We start from the raw sequence: 19,041 nt of genomic DNA on the forward strand, positions 1-19,041 counted from the left end.
CTCCGTGGCCTGCTGGGTCCCGCTCTGCGCAGCAGCGTAAGAACGCTGCAGCGCGTCCGGGACACGCCCGTATCGCCTTCGCACGACCGTCATAGTGTCTAACGCGCACTAACCAACGCCCGACTTAAAACTGTCATAATCGCCGAATGGAACCCGGACCCCCGCGCTTTTTACATGTCGTTAAGTGCGCCTGCATTGGATGCGGCGGGAAAGTGCGTTGGGGACTGCCATGAATACCGCGAAGAAAGTGTCGGGAAAACCGGCCGCCGAAATGTTCGACGACATTCCGGTGCTTCAGCGCAAATGGCGTGCCGCGCTGAGGCCCGGCGATCGGCTGCCACGCTACGAGGATGTGATGCTCGGCAGTCTCGGACGGCTCGCCGATCACATCGCGCTGCTGAGGAACGACGGCGCGCTCGAACTGTCGCGCAGCGGACGCTACGTGCAGAAATGGCTCGGCGACGAGCGCTGGGATATCCCCGTCGCCGAACTGTCGCCGGATTGCGCCACAGCGCTGTCGCAAGCGGCGACGAGCGCGCTTGCCAAGGGACGACCGCATCAGGCCAGCGCACATTGCGTGCGCGACGGCATGGTGCGGACCTACGACGTGCTGGCGTTGCCGACGGCCTCGCGCTGGGGCTCCACGCTGGTCGGCGCCTATGTCAACGAGCGCGGCGCGCAGTACAATCTGCTGGACGCGATCTTCGCTTCCACCGACGACGCGGTGGTCTCGCTGGCCGTCTTGCGCGATGCCGGGGGCAAGCCGTTCGATCTACAGATCGTGCATCACAACAACAGCGCGGGCGCAATGCTGAAGGTTGCGAGCGAAAGCCTGTTGTGGCGGCGAATTGGCGAGGGGACCCCGCTGCTGGCCTTGCCCGACGTCATGGACTTCCTGCTCAAGGCCGTCGCGGGCGGCCGCGGCGAGCAGCTCGAGATCGAGAGCGAGGGCCGGCACCTTCGCCTCGGCGCCACGGCTTTCGCCGACGTGGTCTCGCTGACGATCTCCGATGTTACCGCCTTGAAGCGGCGCGATGCCTCGTTCCGCCTGCTGTTCGACAGCAATCCCATGCCGATGTGGGTGTTCGACGCGCGGACCAAGGAATTTCTTGGCGTCAACGATGCCGCGGTCCAGCATTACGGCTACAGCCGCGCCACCTTCCTGCGCATGAAGCTGCATGAGATCTGGCCGGAAGACGAGTGGGACAGCCACGCCGAGGCGCTCGAACGCGTCGGCGATGCCTATCATTCCTCACGCAACTGGCGGCACCTGCGCGCCGACGGCAGCGAGATCGAAGTGCTCACCTTCGGCCGCCGCGTCGCCTTCGACGGTCGCGACGGCTATCTGGTCGCGGTGGTCGACATCACCGAGCGGCGCAAGGCCGAGGCGCGCATCGCGCACATGGCCCACCATGACGGGCTCACCGACCTGCCGAATCGCGAATATTTCCAGGAGCGTCTGAAGCAGGCCCTGGACCAGGCGGGGGACAAGCGCGTCGGCGTGCTCTACATCGATCTCGACCTGTTCAAGAACATCAACGATTCCTTCGGTCATCCCGTGGGCGACCGCCTGCTCAAGCAGGTGGCCGAACGCCTGACCAACGCGGTCCGCGGCGCCAATCTGGCGGCCCGGCTCGGCGGCGACGAGTTCGCGGTGATCCTTGCGGCCGACGTCTCGCCGAACGAGGCCAGCGCCTGCGCAGGCCTGCTGATCGACATGCTGAAGGCGCCCTATGATCTCGACGGTCAGGAGATGGTGATCGGCGCCAGTATCGGCATCGCGCTGTCGCCCGGTGACGGCACGACGCCGGAAGAGTTGATGCGAAACGCCGACATGGCGCTGTACCGGGCCAAGTCCGACGGCGGCAGCGTGCACCATTTCTTCGAGCGTGAGATGGACCTCCAGGCGCAGAAGCGCCGCGACATGGAGCTCGATCTGCGCCGCGCGTTCGCCAATGGCGAGTTCGAGCTGCACTACCAGCCGCTGGTGTCGATCGCCTCCGACCGCATCTCCGGCTTCGAATCGCTGCTGCGCTGGCGTCATCCGGACAAGGGCATGATCTCGCCGGCGGAGTTCATCCCGGTCGCAGAGGACATCGGACTGATCACCCAGTTGGGGGAGTGGGTGCTGCGCGAAGCCTGCGCCGAGGCGGTCAAATGGCCTGCCGACGTCAAGGTCGCGGTCAATCTGTCGCCGGCGCAATTCCGCAGCCGCAATTTGGTTCAGGTCGTGATCTCGGCCCTGGCGCAGTCAGGCCTGTCGCCGAGGCGGCTCGAGCTCGAGATCACCGAGTCGATCTTCCTCGCCGAGACCGATGCCAATCTCGCCATCCTGCACCAGCTCCGCGAACTCGGCGTCAGCATTTCCATGGACGATTTCGGCACCGGCTATTCCAGCCTCAGCTACCTGCGCAGCTTTCCCTTCGACAAGATCAAGATCGACCGTTCCTTCGTCAAGGATCTGGCGCTGCGGCCCGATTGCGGTGCGATCGTGCGCGCGATCTCGGGCCTCGGCCGCAGCCTCAACATCACCACGACCGCCGAAGGGGTCGAGACGGAGGATCAGCTCGACTGGCTCCGCGCCGAAGGCTGCAACGAGGTGCAGGGTTTTCTGTTCAGCGCGGCGCGGCCCGCCGGCGAGATCGCAAAGCTGCTCGCAGATTTCGGCCAGCGCGCCTCACGGGCGGCGTAGCCCCTCGGGGTAGCAGTCGTAGACCAGCGCCTTGAACGCGGGTGTGATGCGGCCGCGCTCGTTCTGGGTCTGCTGCATCATGAGGTAGACCATGTCGAGCTTGGGATCGACGCCGAAATAGGTGCCGCTGCCACTGTCCCATTTCAACTCGCCGAGCGAGCCCGGCGGCGGCGGTTTTGCGTTGCCCGGATCGGTCCGCACCGCAAGGCCGTAGCCATAGCCGAAGCCGTCGCCCGGGTAATAGAAGTAATCGCGTCCGACGCCGGAGCCTGGCCCGATATGATCGGTCGTCATGGCCTTGAACGCGGCGGGGCTCAGGTAGCGCTTGCCCTCGAATTCGCCGCCGTTGAGGAGCATTTGCGAAAATCGCTGATAGTCGGTGATGGTCGAGAGCAGGCCGCCGCCGCCGGACTGCCATTCGGGATGGTCGAGACGCTCGCGCTCGCCGGCGAGCAGGATGAAATCGTTCGGCAGCGGTCGCGCCATCCGCGCCAGCTCGTCCTCCGTCGTCAGTGCGAATTTGGTGCTGCTCATGCCGAGCGGATCGAAGATGCGCTGCTTCAGGAACTGATACAGCGTCTGGCCGGAGATGATCTCGATGACGCTGCCGAGCACGTCGGTGGAATGGCCGTAGCGCCACAGCGTTCCAGGCTGCCGCGCCAGCGGCAGCCTGGCGATGCGATCGGCGAATTCCCTGTTGTTGAAGGGGCCCGCGAAAATGTTGGCCATCTTGTAGGCGTGCTCGACCCATTCGCTGCCGATGTAATCGTAGCTGATGCCCGAAGTATGCCGCAGCAGATCCTCGATGTTGACGGGGCGGTCCGGTGGGTCGAGGTCCAGCTCCACCGTGCCGTTGGGCAGGGTAACCTCGCGGCCCACCTTGGTCTCGGCGAACAGCGGGACGTATTTCGACACGGGGTCGGTCAGCGCAAGCCTGCCGTCGTCGATCAGCATCATCGCGCCGAGGCACGTGATCGGCTTGGTCATCGAGTGGATGGCGAAGATCGTGTCCGGCGTCATGGCAAGGCCGGTTCGGGTGTCACGCACGCCGAACGTCTTGAGATAGACCGGCTTGCCGTGCTGCTGCACCAGGATGACGGCGCCGGGCAGCCGGCCGCTCGTGACCTCGTTGTCGAAGAAGGCCGTGATGCGGTCGAGCCCCGCGGACGAGGGGGCGGGGATGTCGGCGGCCCGGCTTCGCGCCATCGAGCCGGCGAGCAGCGCGGCTCCGACCAGAAAATCACGACGTCTCATCCGGGCTTCCTCCCTGCTCGGGAACAAAGCCGCAAGACGTCGAACGCGTCAACAAGACTCCGATTAAAATCGTGTCACGATTCGGCGCGGACGGTCTTGCTCGGCTGATGGGCTGGCAGACATGGACGACCCGGGCGAGCTCTCGTCCGGATCGAGGCTGACATCGCCGGGCATCTCGCCAACCGAAGGTACTCCGGCCGCTCGACCAGCAGATCGTTCCGGCCTCAATGGTGCAGTTGGAGCTCCGGCTACATAGCGCGAACGCTCGCGAGGAATTTATCGACTTGAACCTCCAACGCGGATGCATTCTTGGCCAGGCTGCCGGAGGCGGTCAGAACATTCCCCGCTGCGTCGCTTGTGTCGCCGACGGCCTGGTTGGTGCTGCTGATATTGGTCGAAACCTCCTTGGTGGCCGCGACTTGTTGCTCGACCGCACTCGCGATTGCCGTGCTGATCTCGCTTATGCGATTGATGGTCTGGGAAATCGCCTTCAGCGCTCCGGCCGTGTTGCCTGTCGCGGATTGCATCTCGTTGATCTGGGCGCCGATCTCCTCCGTCGCCTTGGCCGTTTGGCTTGCAAGTGCCTTCACCTCCGATGCAACGACGGCGAAGCCTCTGCCAGCCTCGCCGGCCCGCGCGGATTCGATTGTTGCGTTCAGTGCGAGGAGGTTGGTCTGACCGGCAATCTGGCTGATGAGGGCCACCACGTCGCCGATCTTCTGTGCCATTTTCACCAGGCCGGAGACGAGTTGATCGGACTTTTCCGCCTCTTCGACCGCCACCCTTGCGACTTTGCTCGCCTCGGCAACTTGCCTGCTGATCTCGTTCACGGAGGAGCTGAGTTGCTCGGAAGCCGATGCCGCTCCAGCGGATCGCTGGCTGACAAACTCGGCGGTGGAGGACAGCGACCGCGCAGTCGCCTGCATCTCGGATGAGGCGGAAGCCAGTGTGCCCACCAGGCTCTTCACGTCGCGTTCAAAATCATCCGCAAGCCGCACATTGGTTGTGACGACGGACCAGTTGAGCATCGCTCCGGTGTAGTTGCCCTTCCGGTCGTACAGGGGCGAAACGCGCAAGTCGAGAGTCTCGGGTCCCAGCTTGATCTTGGCGGCGTGGGGCAGGCGGGTCGGGTCGCCGACGATGCGACGTTGGTGCTGTGGGTTCTTGTGGAAGATGTCAAATGACTTGCCGACGAGCTCGTCCGGGGCGGCCGGAAGCAGGTGCCGCAGAGGCGTGAGAGTCTTGACACTGGTTTTGTTGACGTAAGTGATATTGAAATTGGTGTCGCACATCATGATATTGAGCGGCATGTTGTCGAGCATCTGCAACTGCCGTTCGGTCTCGGCTTCGAGCTTGGCCTTCTCAGTCGCAAGCTCCCAAGTGAGCATCGGGCCAGTGTAGCGGCCGCGCGCATCGATCATGGCGGTCACGGTGAGATCGAGCGTCTCGCCGCCAATGGTGATGCGGGCCCGGTGCGGGAGATTTTTGGGATCGGACAGAAGTCGTCGCTGGTGCTCGGGATTCTTGTGGAAGATGTCGATCGATTGGCCGATCAGGGCGTCGACTTTGACGGGCAGCACGTGTTCGATTTTCTTGAGATTGTTCCTCGTCGATTCATTCAGGTAAATGATCTTGAAATCTGTCATCTCGCAGATCATCACGCTGATCGGCATCCGGTCGAGCAGACCGAACGAGCTGTCAGATTTGAAACGGGAAAGCATGTTTTAAGACCCCCAGTTGAGAACGTTCAAATTAAGATGACATCGGGCCAGGACTGGCCAATTCCGAATTGCGGAATGACTCAACGCAACTTGCTACAATGATCGTGCGGTGCCTGAATTGGATCGCGGCACTGGGTCAATTGACGAGCACGGCACCGTCGCATCTGACGCCGGAAACCCATACGTCCGCTTGCCCAATACCGACGCCGAGCGCAGCAAGCGTGCCTGCGAGTATCTGATCAATCGAACTGGTAGCGCCGGAGAGAATGTTGGCGACTGTCGACCCGACGCCCGGTAGAGGAAGCGCGAGAGGACCCGACGTGACCGTCAGACTCATGTCCCTGAGCAGGCTCGACATCAGCGAAGAGGTGAAGTTCGTCGTCGTGACTGTCTTGATCGTCTGGGCCTGAATGTCAGAGTAGGTGAAATCGACCTGCTTTGCGGTGGAGTTGCTTATTTCAGCATGCGCGCGCCCAGTGACGCTTACGCCGGCTACGCTGAGCAACGTAGCGGGCGGAGGATTTGGCTTGGTCCTGAAATTGGTCATGTCGGCTATCGTGACATTGCCGACCCATGCATCGACGACGCCCGGGGTGACGCCGAGCGATACAGTCGTGCTGCTGATGTCGGGTCGTCCGCAGGAGATGGCGGACAGCGTGGCCGTACCTGCCGCGACTTCGACATAGATCGGCAGGTTGACAGCGGGAATTCCGCCGCTGCCGGCGAGCTGGATCGTAATCAGGACGCGCGTTTGAGCCGTGTGGACGCTCGCTCCCTGCGCGCCGACGGCGAACCAGCCCGAGCCCACAGGACGTTCACCGATCGTGGCGACCACGGAAACTTGCGTGATGCCCGGCAGGTTGAGGTTCACGCTGGTTGCGATCTGATTGGTCCCATTCGCTACTGCGGCAGCGCCGGACAGCAGGTTCAAGAGCGAGAGGCTGACTCCGATCTTGGGCTTCTGGCCAACGGCGAGGCTGCCGTAAGGCCCAAGATTCAGAAGCGATCCCGGGGCAATCCGGGTTGACTGTCCCGAGATTGCTTGCGCTATATTCGACAAAGTGATCGTGGCCGCGTTGTTGCCATTCGTACTCTGTTGCGTCGCCAACATTGCCGTAATGAGATCGGCCATCTTGATGTTGCCGGTCAAGACATTGTCGTAAGTGGGGCCAGTCACGCTGGCGCGGGTGGCGAGCGCAGAAAGGAAATCGAACGCATCGATCCGCGCGTTCGCGAGTGCCTGATAATCCATTGCCGTAAGTGAAAGGTTTGTGCCCAGCATCGATCCAAGCACGGCATTGATCAGCCCGCCGTTCACCGCAAGCAGGCGTGAGCCGATCGCAAATGAAGCGAGTGCCGTGCTCGATGCCGTTGCTGACGTCCTGATCGTGTATTCGCTCGAACCGGTGATGTAACGGGCAAAATGAAGCGGGGTCTTTGTTTCGAGAGTGACGCGCGCGGCCGTCGGAGCGCCGGTTGCCGGCGTGACGAAGCGTTTGTCCGGCGCTACGGCAGCGTTCGGCGCGTAGGTTCCAAGCTCGACGCTGACCAGCGCTTTCGCTGGATAGTTGTTGCGTACGACAGTTGCCGAGGCGGCATTCGTCGCATTGTTCAGATTGCCAGCGGCGACGATCGCGGCAAGATCCGCTGCGCTCTGAGCTTTGCGCCTGTCGGCAAAGATCGAGCCGACATCGACGCCCAGGGCCGCACAGCCGATGACCAGCGTCATCATACTCGCTCCGATGATTGCAACGTTGCCGCGATCGTCAGAGGCGAACCGAAACAGGAGGTGCCGAGCCAATTTCATCCTAGAACCCTCCGTAGGGAATGGCGGCGGACCGAATGATCGTTGATGTGGGAGCCCGTACGAGTGGAAGGGCGAAAACGATGCTGCCGGACGCATCATATGTGACGGTCACCACGTACACGTTTGCGGCGCTGCTCGATGGAGCCGCGCTGACGGCAAGCTTACCGGGATCCAGCAGAGGGTAGGTCGAAGCGTGTGCAGAGACGTAACCGGTCGCAATCGTGTTGCGTTCGCTGTCGGAGATTCCAGCGACCGAAGACCGCGCGGCTTCCGCGGCGAGCTGCTGGACTCCGTGGACCATCGTCAGATAGCCACCGAAGATGACGATCCCGAACAGCATCAACAGAAAGAGAGGAGTGATCAGAGCGAATTCGACGGCGGAAGCGCCACGTAGGCAGAGCACGAATCTAAGCATGTCAACCTCAACCCTTTGTTGTGGCTGAGGATGGGAGCATGCTCGTTACGGGTTATTGTATGCTTTGTTCCGTAAATTTGCGGATACCATTGCAAGCTTTGGGCCTCCAAGAATCTATGGGCCCATAAAAGTGTTGTGGCACATCAACGTTTCAGGGGGGGTATGCCGTAAGAGAAGCAACCATTGGTTAAATATCTTAAAGGGGATTTTGATTAAATGAATCACCGCAAGAGGCACGTAAATATCCCAACAGAAATCGTGCGTACCGCGATTGTGATCTCCGAAACCGGGAGCCTTTCGAAGGCCGGTGAACTGTTGGGCTTGAGCCAGCCGGCGATCAGTTCACAGATGAAAAGGCTTCAGAATCTCGTGGGAGGACCGCTGTTTGAGCGGAGTTCAACCGGTACGACTCTCAGCGACCTCGGCAGGCTTGCGCTGCAACAAGCCAGGCGGATGATCGAGGCGAATGACCAGTTAATGAGACTGTCCGGCAATACTGAGCGCTCGCAGCCGGTCAAGCTGGGCCTCAATTCGCTCTTCGCGACCGATTTTTTCAAGGCACCACAGTCAGTTGGTAGCCTTTCTGGCATCTTCATCCAGGTCGACCAGTCAGGCACCCTCGCCAAAGCCTTGATCGAGGGGTATCTCGATATTGCCTGCTTGTTTGATCATCAACGCATGGATGGCGATCTTCGCCAAATGATAGTAGCGGCAGATGACGAGCCGCTCGTCTGGGTCAGGGCGAAGCAGTTTGTGGTAAGTCCGGGATCTCCCATTCCGATCCTGACTTGGCCCGGAGACGACTGGATGGTGCGAACGCTCGAACGTCACGAAATTTCTTACCGGATTGTTTTCAGCAGCCCCGATTTCGAAGTGAAGCTACGAGCGGTGGAAGCTGGCATGGGGTTCACCGCCGTCCCTGCCAGCAAGGTGCCGGGCACGGTGGTCGTCGCTAAGGATTATTATCTTCCTGAACTGCCTCCCATACGCCGGATCATGTGCGTTCGAACGAATCCCGGCAACGCGCTCATGGCTGAACTCACGAAGCAGCTGACGTCGTTGTTCTTCGAGCCGAAATAAATCGTCGGCCTTGGAAGCAGACTTTCCGGCCCTAGAATTTGGTCACGATAGTGGACAGATCGGGTCGCGGACGGTCGTCGCTGGGCTTGGTCGGCGTGCCGATATGGACGAAGCCGGCGAGCTTTTCGTCCGGCTTGAGGCCGAGTCCGTCGAGCACGTCGCGATCGAAGGAGAACCAGCCGGTCAGCCAGCAAGCGCCGTAGCCGAGCGCGGTCGCGGCCGTGACGATGTTCATGGCGCTGGCGCCCGCCGACAATTCCTGCTCGAACGCCGGCACTTTCGGATGCGGTTTGGTGAAGCTGACGATGCCGATCACCAGCGGCGCGTCGGTGAGGCGCTTGCGCTCGACCTCGACGTCGGCCGCGGGCGCGCCGGGATTCTTCCGCGCAAAGACCTTCGCGATCACCTCGCCGGCGCGCTGGCGGGCATCGCCCTCGAAGATGATGAAGCGCCAGGGCGCGAGCTTGCCGTGATCGGGCACGCGCGCGCCAATGGTGAGGATCGTCTCGAGCTCGGCCGGCGAAGGGCCAGGGCCGGTCATCTCGCGCGGCTTGACCGAGCGGCGGGTCTTCAGGAGTTCGATGGCGTCGGGCACTGCAATATCCTCTTCAGCTCGTCGTCGGGCGTGCCATGCCGAGATAAGCATGCACGCCCGCAACCGGAAGCGAATTTAGATCGATTTCAGGGATCAGCCCGCTTCCCGCATCCGCCGGACGTCCGGCGGCGTCGCCTCGTCGACCAGCGCGGCGATGGCTTCGGCGGTCGTCATCACCGTCTGGCCGTCGCTGCCGAGGCGGCGGACCGAGACCGAATGTGTCTCGGCCTCTTTCTTGCCGACCACGAGCAATGCGGGGATCTTGGCCAGCGAATGCTCGCGGACCTTGTAGTTGATCTTTTCGTTGCGCAGGTCGATCTCGACCCGCAGCCCGGCGCGCCGCGCCTGTTCCATCACCACCTTGGCGTACTCGTCGCCTTCCGAGGTGATGGTGGTGACCACCGCCTGCACCGGCGACAGCCAGAGCGGGAAGTTGCCGGCATAGTGCTCGATCAGGATGCCGATATAGCGCTCCATCGAGCCGCAGATCGCGCGGTGCACCATGACAGGCGGTTTCTTGCCGCCGTCATGGTCGATGTAGAACGCGCCGAACCGTTCCGGCAGGTTGAAGTCGACCTGCGTGGTGCCGCACTGCCAGTCGCGGCCGATGGCGTCGCGCAGCACGTATTCGAACTTCGGTCCGTAGAAGGCGCCTTCGCCCGGATTGATCTCGGTCTTGATGTGATTGTTCTGCGCCTGGATCGTGCTCAGCACGGTCGCCATCACCCGTTCGGCATGATCCCACATCGCGTCCGTGCCGACGCGTTTCTCCGGCCGGGTCGACAGCTTCACGGTGAGGTCGCCGGTGAAGCCGAAGTCCGCATAGGTCGACAGAATCAGGTCGTTGATCTTCAGGCATTCCGCGGCGAGCTGGTCCTCGGTGCAGAAGATGTGCGCGTCGTCCTGAGTGAAGCCGCGCACGCGCATCAAGCCGTGCATGGCGCCGGAAGGCTCGTAGCGATGCACCACGCCGAACTCGGCGAGGCGCAAGGGCAGGTCGCGGTAGCTCTTCAGGCCGTGCTTGAAGATCTGCACGTGACCCGGGCAGTTCATGGGCTTGAGCGCGAACCAGCGCTTGTCCTCGGCCTCGTCGCCGGCCGACTGCGCGGCGAACATGTTCTCGCGATACCAGCCCCAATGGCCCGAGGTCTCCCACAGCACCTTGTCGAGGATCTGCGGCGCGTTGACCTCGCTGTAATCACCGGTCAGGCGCCGGCGCATATAGGCGATGAGCTGCTGGAAGATGGTCCAGCCCTTCGGGTGCCAGAACACGACGCCCGGACCTTCCTCCTGGAAGTGGAAGAGGTCGAGCTCGCGTCCGAGCTTGCGATGGTCGCGCTTTTCGGCTTCCTCGATCTGCCTGAGGTAGGCGTCGAGGTCCTCCTGCTTGGCGAAGGCCGTGCCGTAGATGCGGGTCAGCATCGGATTGTTGCTGTCGCCGCGCCAATAGGCGCCGGCCACCTTCATCAGCTTGAAGGCGTTGCCCACCTTGCCGGTCGAGGTCATGTGCGGGCCGCGGCAGAGGTCGAACCAGTCGCCCTGATAGTAGATCTTGATCGGCTCGCTGCCGGGAATGGCGTCGACCAGCTCGACCTTGAACGCCTCGCCCTTGTCGCGGAATACCTGCTTGGTCTTCTCGCGGTCCCAGACCTCCTTGGTGAAAGGCTTGTCGCGCGCGATGAGCTCGCGCATCTTCTTCTCGATCGCGGCAAAGTCTTCCGGGGTGAACGGCTCGTTGCGGAAGAAGTCGTAGTAGAAGCCGTTCTCGATCACCGGACCGATGGTGACCTGCGTGCCCGGCCACAGCGTCTGCACGGCTTCGGCCAGCACGTGCGCGCAGTCGTGGCGGATCAATTCGAGGGCGCGCGGGTCGTCGCGGTTGACGAGCTCGAGCTTGGCGTCGGCCTCGATCGGGTCATTGAGATCGGTGAGCACACCGTCGAGCGCCATCGCAACCGTACGCTTGGCCAGCGACGGCGAGATGCCCTTGGCGATGTCGAGGCCGGTGATGCCGTGGTCGAACTGGCGCTGGGCGCCGTCGGGGAAGGTGAGGGTGACTTTAGCGGCGGGGGTCACGGGCTTCAGATTGGAGAGGCTGTACTGGAAGCCGGACTCGGATTTGGGCTGGTCGGTCATTGCTTTTCTCCTGAGGCTCACTCCTGCGAACGAGCGCAGGTAAGCGGGAACGAGCGATATATCAGGCGATTCGGCCTGCGCAATCCGGCAATTCCAAGAAATCGGCGCGCAAAAGCCGGGACGGTGCACCAACTATTTCGAGCGGCGGCCTTTAACGGGTGCCGGGCCCGCGCTACATGCACCTGCATGGAAAATGCGCGCGCCCGGCGTTTCGCGCCAACCGCCCTGATGCTTGGCAATCTCGTCACCGGCTGCTCCGTGCTGGCCCCGGCGGGCATGCTGCCGGAGTTGGCGGGCGGGCTCGACGTCAGCATTCATGCAGCCGGGCTGCTGATCACCTTCGGCGCGGTGACGCTCTGCATCGGCTCGCCGCTGACGGCCTGGCTGACCAGTCGCATCGAACGTCGGACGTTGCTCACGACGACGCTGGCGGTGCTTGCCTTGGGCAATCTCGCCTCGGCCTTTGCGCCCGACTACACCAGCCTCCTCGTCATTCGTCTCGTGATGCTCGCGGTCGGCGCACTCTATACGCCGCAGGCCGCCGGCACGGGGGCCTTGATCGTGCCGGCCGAGCGGCGGGGCAGCACCATCGCCTATATCTTTCTCGGCTGGTCGCTCGCTGCTGCCGTTGGCCTTCCGCTGATCACCTTCATCGCCAGCCGCTATGGCTGGCGCGCGGCCTATGGCGAAATCGGAGTGCTCGGCTGCATCAGCTTCGTGCTGTTGCTGCTGCGGCTTCCGGCGGGCCTGAAGGGCGCGCCGGTGGATTTGAAGACCTGGCGCGAGGTCGGCGGCAACAGGACGATTCTGCTGCTGCTTGCGATCACCATGCTGCAAATGTCGGGTCAGTTCGTGGTGTTCACCTTCATGGGCCCGCTGCTCAACAAGCTCACCGGCGCCGGCCCCGATGCGATTGGCACGGTGTTCGCGCTCTACGGCGTCTGCGGTTTCCTCGGCGTCGTCATCGCCACCCGCATCGTCGACACCTGGGGCCCTTATCGCACCTCGCTGCTGTTCGCCTGCTTGTTATTGACCGGGATCACGGGCTGGGCGCTCGGTGCGGGCACGCTTGCTTTCATGACGTGCGGGGTCGCGATCTGGGGCCTCGGCTTTGCGTCGACCAATTCGATGCAGCAGGTGCGGCTGGTCGCTGCCGCGCCGCCGCTGGCATCGGCGACCGTCGCGCTCAACACCTCCGTCCTCTACATCGGCCAGGCGGTCGGCTCTGCCATCGGCGGACTGTTGTTCGCCCGCGAACTCCTGCATACGCTCGGCTTCGTCGCGGTCGGTTTCGTCGCGGTGGCGCTGATCCTGCTGATCCTGACCCGGCCCCGGTCCGCTGCCGCAGCGGCCTGAATCTCGCGGTTTCGCATGTGCAAGGTGCTTGGCAAACCGCGCGCGGGAGCGTTAGAACGCGGTCATGGGGACCAAAGAGAGTTGACTGAAATGAGGATGATTCTGGCGGTTGCCGCGGTGCTCTATTCAGCCTCCGCGTTCGCGCAAGCCGACAAGCCACCGATGGTGGGGGACAAGCCGCTGGTGCAGGTCAAGCCCAAGGGAACCAAGGAGGCGGCGGCAAAGCCTGCTGCAGCGCCGAAGGGCAAGCCGCAGTCGATCGCCGTGCGGCTCCAGGCCTGCCTCGAGATCGACGACGGCACCAAGGATCGTCTCAATTGTTACGACGCCGTGATGCCGCCGGCCCCGAAGCCGAAGCCGGCGAAGGCCAAGGGCTACGCCGATTGCCGGTTCTTCAAGGAAGAGGACGAGCGGCTGACCTGCTACAACGGCTTCGCCGAGGCCATTCCGAAGCTGCCCAAGACCTGAAGCAAGACCTGAAGCACGCACGGCCACAGCCGCCCCGGTCGCGCTGAGCAGCTTGCAGGCCTAGCGGCTCGAGGCGACGCGCGTCAGCGCCAACGCTGGCGTCGCCGCCATCTTCACCAGCACGTCCTTGAGCGGATCCCGCGTCCAGGCGCGGGTGACATAGTCGCGATGGGTGATGCCGTCGCCGGTCTCGACGAACACCACGCTGCCGGGCCGCAATGGTCCGTCCATGTCCTCGGCGACGCTGATGCCCTTTTGCCGCAGCATGCTCATCAGCTCGCGGTCCCGCCGCGCGGTGTGGCGGGTGTAGGCGCTGACGAAGAAGCCGGAGCGGTGGCTCTCGATCCAGGATGCGAACTTGTCCATTTCGCCGTAGACGGCATCGAGCAGCACGACGCCGCGGACGCGGTCGCTGATGCCGCCGACTTCCAGGCTCCAGGCCGTCGGCAGGAAGCCGCCGCTGTAGCCGACGATCACGATCGGCATGTTGGCGAAGGCGCGCGCGCTGGTGGGATCGCCGGTGACGCGAGCGAGGTGGTCGGCCGCTTCCGCCATGAAGCGCTTGAAGCCGCCCGGTTGCCAGAACTTGCCGGCGCTGGAATCGGCGGCATCGACCGCCATCTGCGGTGCAAGCAGCACGGCATTGGCGCCGGAATCGGTGATCTGCTTGGGCACGAGCTGACGATCACGCACGTCGCGCTCGAGCGTTGCGCCATTGCCGTGGAAGAACACCACGATCACCCCGGGCTTGCGCACGTCGAAATGCTCGGGCACGTGCATCAGCACGCGGCTGTCATTGTAGGTCTCGTCCTGCCAGAACACGCGACCGGAATAGCTGCGATGGCCACGGCGATCGCCCTTGGAGATGTTGAGGAAGGGCGCGTCGGAGGCGGGGTTGTTGCCGAAATAGGGAAAGGCCGACGATTTCATGCTGACGAGCGTCGTCAAATCGTCGCGTGGCGGACGCTTGTAGGGGACCTGCGGCTCCAGCGAAGCGACTTTGTAGGGGGCCTGCTCGGGCGCCTGTGGCTGCACAGCGTGCTTGGGCGAGAAGTCCGACATCTGCCGTTGCAGGAGGCTTTCGCTCGCCGAGGGGAAGCGTTCCTTGAATTGCGGAGCAGGGAAGCGATCCTCGAAGGTGTCGCCGCTTGCCACTTGGGGATGGGTTTTCGCGACGACCTGACTGCCTCCTTGGACATTGGCCTGCGAATTCGCAGCGAGCGCCGCCGGGTTCGGCGCCTTGCCGCATTGACCCAGTGACAGCGACATCGGCACCAAGGCTGAGATCAGGCCGATCCTGAGCGCACGACCGCGCCGACCGGACCGCGTCCGGCCGGCATGGCTGTCAGCTCTCATTTTCGGAACGGCCCCGACCATCCACCCATGACCCCAAAGTCACGTCCATCGGCAATCTTTCGACAATTGAGCCGACTGGCGTTTAGGCGACGTTAAGCGTCCGGAGAAACTTCCCCACATCCGGAACGCTCAAAGGGACCACGCAATCGTGTCCTGATTGTGGGGGAGAGGGACGGGATTTCCCGGGGCAAACGCAGCTTTTTCGCGCGGGAGCCGGAAATGCGGTGCCCAAATACCTGTTTCGGCCGCCTCATTTAACCCTTGTTAACCCTGCTTGAATTGACTGGGCCAAACTGCACGATGCCCGCAAGGCATGACGCCTGAGGTGAAGGACCCCGATGACGGCATCAGATGCGGGCACCACACCCTGGACTCGCCGGCTGACCGGAAACGGGACCGGGGTCTCGGCCCTTGTCGCAACCGCCATCGTCGTGGCCGACATGATCGGGGTCGGCGTCTTCACCAGCCTCGGCTTCCAGGTCAAGGATATCCCGTCCGGCTTCTCGATCCTGCTGCTCTGGACCGTCGGCGGCATCGTCGCGTTGTGCGGGGTGTTCGCCTACAGCGAACTCGGGGCGATGTTTCCGCGCTCGAGCGGCGAGTACAATTTCCTCGGCCGTGCCTATCATCCGGCCTTCGGCTTTCTCGCCGGCTGGGTGTCGGCCACGGTGGGGTTTGCGGCGCCGGTCGCGCTCGCGGCGATGGCGTTCGGCGAATATGCCAAATCGGTCCAGCCCGATCTGCCGCCGATCCCGCTCGCCATCGCTGTGGTGTGGCTGGTCTCGCTTGTGCAGCTGACCGGCGTCAGGCACTCCTCGACCTTCCAGCTGATCTCGACGATCATCAAGGTCGCGCTGATCGTCGCCTTCCTGGTCGCCGGTTTCGTCATCGGCGTGCCGCAACCGATCGCCTTCACCCCGCAGCCGGGCGACATCGCCCACATCGTCAGCGCACCCTTCGCGATCGGGTTGGTCTTCGTGATGTACTCGTTCTCGGGCTGGAATGCCGCGACCTACATCATCGGTGAGATGAACATGCCGCAGCGGAATCTGCCGCGCGCGATGCTCGCCGGCACGCTGATCGTGCTCGTCCTGTATGTCGCGTTGAACGCGGTGTTTCTCTACTCCACGCCGGTCGGCGAACTCGCCGGCCAGCTCGACGTCGCCAGTGTCGCCGGCAGCGCCATCTTCGGCGACTTCGGCGGCCGCATCGTCGGCGCGATGATCTGCGTCGGCCTGATCTCCTCGATCTCTGCGATGATGTGGATCGGCCCGCGTGTGATGATGACCATGGGGGAGGACATTCCCGCCTTGCGTGTCTTCTCGAAGCGATCGGCCAGCGGCGCGCCGGCCTATGCCATCCTGTTTCAGCTCGTCGTCGCCAATCTGCTGCTGTTCACGCGCAGCTTCGAGGCCGTGCTCGACTTTATCCAGTTCGCACTCTTGTTTTGCTCGTTTTTCACGGTCGCCGGCGTCATCAAGCTGCGCATCACCGATCCCGATTTGCCGCGGCCCTATCGCACCTGGGGATACCCGTTCACGCCGCTCGTTTTCCTGCTCGTGACAGGGTTCATGATGTACTACCTGTTGACCGAGCGGCCGGTGCAGTCGCTCGCGGGGATGCTCGTCATGCTCTCGGGCCTGTTGATTTATGCTGTTTTCCGCAGGCGGCCGGTCGCCGCTGGCAATTCACACAATCGCGAATAGTCATGCTTCGACCCCTCAGAATTGCGGCCGCAGCTCTCGCCTTGCTGGCGGCGGCCGTCTCGTCCGCAAATGCCGCCGACGTGACCTTCGATGACACCGCGCGCTTCCTTGCGGGCATGCAGCCCTCGGCGGACTCGCCGCTGGTGCCGCTCACCAAGGAACCGGGCTGGCAGCGCCATGCAAAGTTCTTCGACGGCGCCTTCGCGCAGCTCGAACAGCGCCAGCTCTCGAAGATCCGCAATTGGGCCGACGTCAATCTCGCCGCGCCCCGGCCGACCATGTTCTACATGTTCAGCGGCCCCGATTTCCTCTACGCCAACACCTTCTATTCCAAGGCCAGCACCTACGTGCTCGGCGCGCTGGAGCCGGTCGGCGCCGTGCCCGATCTGACGCGGCTGCCGCGCGGCTCGGTCGGCGCTGCGCTCTACAATGTCGAGCGTTCGCTCGGCTCGATCCTGAGCTTCTCCTTCTTCATCACCAAACAGATGAAAGTCGACCTGCGCGCCAATCAGGTCAACGGCACCTTGCCGATCCTCTATGTCTTCCTCGCGCGTTCCGGCAAGACGATCCGCAATGTCGAGATGGTCGCGCTCGACGACAAGGGCGGGGTTCATGTCGGCGACGACAATCCGGGACGGAACGCGACGCGCGGAGTCCGCATCACCTTCGCCGGCAGCGATGGGGAAGCGCGCACGCTGTATTACTTCTCGACCGATCTTTCCAACTCCGGGGCGCGCGCGACCGGTTTCCTGAAATTCTGCGAGACGCTCGGGCCCGGCAACAGCCTGCTCAAGAGCGCGTCCTATTTGTTGCACTCCGGCAATTTCACCGTCGTGCGCGATTGGCTGCTCGCCAACAGTGCCACCATCATCCAGGACGACTCCGGCATTCCGCTTGCGAATTACAGCGCGCGGCAGTGGCAGTTCTTCCCGTTCGGCCGTTATCTCGGGCCAATCGACGAATTCCCCGGCCGCTACCAGGAACGCTATGCCCGGCTGTTCACGCGCGCCCAGCCGATCGATTTCGGTGTCGGCTATCGCTGGCGGATGCACGAATCGAATTTGCTGCTGTCGGTGAAGGTGCCGGGCAGCGAGACCGCGCCGGCCGCGGAGGCCAGCCCGGCTGCCGAGCCGGCGCCAAAGCCGCCACGTCCGAAGCGGTTGCGGCCGCCAGAATCGATCCCGCCGCAGTCCGGGCGCACCTTCTGGTTTCGCTAGGCCGTGAACTCAAGAATCGACCGGGCGGACAGCTCAAGGGCTTCCGCTGCGCCGATGAGATATGACCTAAGTTCCCAACAGTATTGGTTCGCGCCTGCCTCCGCGGATTACTTCCGCACGTGATGCTTGGTCGACGTCACCGTGCTCGCTGGCGGCGCGGGCGAGATGGAGAACGTCAGCCAGGTGTTCCAGCCGGACGGCCGATTTGCCGCGTCGAACTCTCCATAAGCTTTCACGTTCAAATAGCCCTGCATGTCTCCGACGGGAAACAGGTAGCCGAATTGCGGGCCGATGCCCAGGACGCGCGAGCGGAATGGGCCGAGAATGGGGTGCTGACCGGAATCGTCGGTGATCTGCTGATAAGCATATCCAACGAAGCCCACGAACGCGTGCTTGGAGAGAAACTTGGACACGCCCCAGTCGAAATGAAAATCGATTCCGCTCTGGTACTGGGTGTCAGGGTTCTTGAAATTGTAGGTGAACCCGGCAACACCGGAGAATTCCTGCCCGGTCGCGAGATCGAGATAGGTGTATCCGCCGCCGGCATCGATGGCGCCGTGACCGAGGCCGGTGTTGGCCAGACGGGTCGATTGATAATCTCCGACGGGAATGTCGCCAGTCGCATACGTCATCCAGTTGTGAACGCCGTTGTGCCACTTCAGCGACATCACCGGATAGAGATCGCCGACGGACACTAGCGTGTCGGAGAGACTGCCGGTTCGAGTCGAGCCGAACGGGCCGACGTTGGTGGTCAGCGTTCCGTCGATTCCGACGGCGCTCCGCGCGAATGTGCCGGTGAGACCCACGGCCAATTGTCCGCCCAGCACCGGCGTGCCGAACGTATAGCTCGGCGCCAGGATCAGGATATCGGCTTGTGCGTTGAGGCTGGCGTTGAGGCTGACATTGACCGTCGCCGGAAGTCTGCCGGTCGAGATCTGCCGCGACGCGGCGACCCCGCCGGAGCCGCCGACGGAGGTATGATAATAGACGGTGCCGAGCGACCACCCAGGCATCATCGGCACGGCCGCCAGGCTGCCAAACTGGCCCGGAAGCCAGAACGAGATGCCGTTTTCGTCGGCGAGGGCCACCTGCGGAGAAAGCAAAGCAAGCGCGGCGGCAGCGAGAGCGCCACTCAGCCGACGCGCGGGTGCAGCATTGTGCGTCATGATTGCCGCCTCACAGCCAACTTGATGAAGTCGAGCGATCCCGCCGGGGCGAACCGGAGCTTCCGCCATGCG

The 19,041-nt window shown here is 63.1% G+C and carries 14 protein-coding genes; 6 read left to right on the forward strand and 8 right to left on the reverse strand.

Features of this window, described 5'->3' with window-relative positions:
- Window positions 1-229: 229 nt before the first annotated feature.
- Window positions 230-2,692, forward strand: coding sequence for a putative bifunctional diguanylate cyclase/phosphodiesterase (locus ACFDR6_RS27840; protein ID WP_375860242.1), 2,463 nt, complete (start codon window positions 230-232; stop codon window positions 2,690-2,692).
- On the opposite strand, the gene ACFDR6_RS27845 is transcribed toward ACFDR6_RS27840, so the two are convergent.
- From ACFDR6_RS27845 to ACFDR6_RS27865, 4 genes are all read right to left on the reverse strand, one after another.
- Window positions 2,678-3,946: a serine hydrolase domain-containing protein gene (locus tag ACFDR6_RS27845; RefSeq protein ID WP_375860245.1), complete on the reverse strand. Its 1,269-nt coding sequence runs from the start codon at window positions 3,944-3,946 to the stop codon at window positions 2,678-2,680. The two genes, ACFDR6_RS27840 and ACFDR6_RS27845, sit on opposite strands and share 15 nt — an antisense overlap.
- A gap of 248 nt (window positions 3,947-4,194) precedes the next feature.
- Window positions 4,195-5,667: a methyl-accepting chemotaxis protein gene (locus tag ACFDR6_RS27850; protein ID WP_375860247.1), complete on the reverse strand. Its 1,473-nt coding sequence runs from the start codon at window positions 5,665-5,667 to the stop codon at window positions 4,195-4,197.
- Window positions 5,668-5,803: 136 nt separating this feature from the next.
- The gene (locus ACFDR6_RS36365) at window positions 5,804-7,474 is read right to left on the reverse strand and encodes a pilus assembly protein TadG-related protein (protein ID WP_212092317.1); all 1,671 of its coding nucleotides are present in this window, start codon (window positions 7,472-7,474) and stop codon (window positions 5,804-5,806) included.
- A 1-nt stretch (window position 7,475) separates the two neighbouring features.
- Window positions 7,476-7,889 carry a TadE/TadG family type IV pilus assembly protein gene (locus tag ACFDR6_RS27865; protein ID WP_317243529.1) on the reverse strand — a complete coding sequence of 138 codons (414 nt, stop codon included), beginning with the start codon at window positions 7,887-7,889 and terminating at the stop codon, window positions 7,476-7,478.
- A 216-nt stretch (window positions 7,890-8,105) separates the two neighbouring features.
- Here ACFDR6_RS27865 and ACFDR6_RS27870 point away from each other — a divergent pair, with 216 nt between their 5' ends.
- Window positions 8,106-8,969: a LysR family transcriptional regulator gene (locus ACFDR6_RS27870; RefSeq protein ID WP_249153806.1), complete on the forward strand. Its 864-nt coding sequence runs from the start codon at window positions 8,106-8,108 to the stop codon at window positions 8,967-8,969.
- 31 nt (window positions 8,970-9,000) lie between these two features.
- On the opposite strand, the gene ACFDR6_RS27875 is transcribed toward ACFDR6_RS27870, so the two are convergent.
- Both ACFDR6_RS27875 and thrS read right to left on the reverse strand, forming a co-directional pair.
- On the reverse strand, window positions 9,001-9,564 hold the full coding sequence (locus ACFDR6_RS27875; protein ID WP_375860248.1) for a nitroreductase family protein: 564 nt from the start codon (window positions 9,562-9,564) through the stop codon (window positions 9,001-9,003).
- A gap of 93 nt (window positions 9,565-9,657) precedes the next feature.
- Complete coding sequence (gene thrS / locus ACFDR6_RS27880; protein ID WP_212092314.1) at window positions 9,658-11,700, reverse strand: threonine--tRNA ligase; 2,043 nt, start codon at window positions 11,698-11,700, stop codon at window positions 9,658-9,660.
- 186 nt (window positions 11,701-11,886) lie between these two features.
- On the opposite strand from thrS, the gene ACFDR6_RS27885 reads away from it, so the two are divergent.
- Window positions 11,887-13,056: an MFS transporter gene (locus ACFDR6_RS27885; protein ID WP_375860249.1), complete on the forward strand. Its 1,170-nt coding sequence runs from the start codon at window positions 11,887-11,889 to the stop codon at window positions 13,054-13,056.
- A gap of 90 nt (window positions 13,057-13,146) precedes the next feature.
- Window positions 13,147-13,524, forward strand: a complete 378-nt coding sequence (locus ACFDR6_RS27890; protein ID WP_212092312.1) for a hypothetical protein — start codon at window positions 13,147-13,149, stop codon at window positions 13,522-13,524.
- A 60-nt stretch (window positions 13,525-13,584) separates the two neighbouring features.
- Here ACFDR6_RS27890 and ACFDR6_RS27895 read toward each other — a convergent pair whose 3' ends face one another.
- Window positions 13,585-14,901, reverse strand: coding sequence for an alpha/beta hydrolase (locus tag ACFDR6_RS27895; protein WP_375860250.1), 1,317 nt, complete (start codon window positions 14,899-14,901; stop codon window positions 13,585-13,587).
- Window positions 14,902-15,218: 317 nt separating this feature from the next.
- Between ACFDR6_RS27895 and ACFDR6_RS27900 the strand changes: the two genes are divergently transcribed.
- Window positions 15,219-16,586 carry an APC family permease gene (locus ACFDR6_RS27900; protein WP_212092310.1) on the forward strand — a complete coding sequence of 456 codons (1,368 nt, stop codon included), beginning with the start codon at window positions 15,219-15,221 and terminating at the stop codon, window positions 16,584-16,586.
- 2 nt (window positions 16,587-16,588) lie between these two features.
- Window positions 16,589-17,803 (forward strand): hypothetical protein, encoded by a 1,215-nt coding sequence (locus ACFDR6_RS27905; RefSeq protein ID WP_375860251.1) that lies wholly within the window; start codon window positions 16,589-16,591, stop codon window positions 17,801-17,803.
- 107 nt (window positions 17,804-17,910) lie between these two features.
- Here ACFDR6_RS27905 and ACFDR6_RS27910 read toward each other — a convergent pair whose 3' ends face one another.
- Complete coding sequence (locus tag ACFDR6_RS27910; protein WP_375860252.1) at window positions 17,911-18,969, reverse strand: SphA family protein; 1,059 nt, start codon at window positions 18,967-18,969, stop codon at window positions 17,911-17,913.
- Between the last annotated feature and the right edge of the window lie 72 nt (window positions 18,970-19,041).

It is taken from the genome of Bradyrhizobium tunisiense, assembly GCF_042263385.1.
Lineage (GTDB): Bacteria > Pseudomonadota > Alphaproteobacteria > Rhizobiales > Xanthobacteraceae > Bradyrhizobium > Bradyrhizobium tunisiense.

Bases quoted from the DNA above. Each gene is read 5' to 3' on its own strand.
- ACFDR6_RS27840 (WP_375860242.1), top strand. From the start codon at position 230: ATGAATACCGCGAAGAAAGTGTCGGGAAAACCGGCCGCCGAAATGTTC.
- ACFDR6_RS27845 (WP_375860245.1), bottom strand. From the start codon at position 3,946: ATGAGACGTCGTGATTTTCTGGTCGGAGCCGCGCTGCTCGCCGGCTCG.
- ACFDR6_RS27850 (WP_375860247.1), bottom strand. From the start codon at position 5,667: ATGCTTTCCCGTTTCAAATCTGACAGCTCGTTCGGTCTGCTCGACCGG.
- ACFDR6_RS36365 (WP_212092317.1), bottom strand. From the start codon at position 7,474: ATGAAATTGGCTCGGCACCTCCTGTTTCGGTTCGCCTCTGACGATCGC.
- ACFDR6_RS27865 (WP_317243529.1), bottom strand. From the start codon at position 7,889: ATGCTTAGATTCGTGCTCTGCCTACGTGGCGCTTCCGCCGTCGAATTC.
- ACFDR6_RS27870 (WP_249153806.1), top strand. From the start codon at position 8,106: ATGAATCACCGCAAGAGGCACGTAAATATCCCAACAGAAATCGTGCGT.
- thrS (WP_212092314.1), bottom strand. From the start codon at position 11,700: ATGACCGACCAGCCCAAATCCGAGTCCGGCTTCCAGTACAGCCTCTCC.
- ACFDR6_RS27885 (WP_375860249.1), top strand. From the start codon at position 11,887: ATGGAAAATGCGCGCGCCCGGCGTTTCGCGCCAACCGCCCTGATGCTT.
- ACFDR6_RS27890 (WP_212092312.1), top strand. From the start codon at position 13,147: ATGAGGATGATTCTGGCGGTTGCCGCGGTGCTCTATTCAGCCTCCGCG.
- ACFDR6_RS27895 (WP_375860250.1), bottom strand. From the start codon at position 14,901: ATGGTCGGGGCCGTTCCGAAAATGAGAGCTGACAGCCATGCCGGCCGG.
- ACFDR6_RS27900 (WP_212092310.1), top strand. From the start codon at position 15,219: ATGACGGCATCAGATGCGGGCACCACACCCTGGACTCGCCGGCTGACC.
- ACFDR6_RS27905 (WP_375860251.1), top strand. From the start codon at position 16,589: ATGCTTCGACCCCTCAGAATTGCGGCCGCAGCTCTCGCCTTGCTGGCG.
- ACFDR6_RS27910 (WP_375860252.1), bottom strand. From the start codon at position 18,969: ATGACGCACAATGCTGCACCCGCGCGTCGGCTGAGTGGCGCTCTCGCT.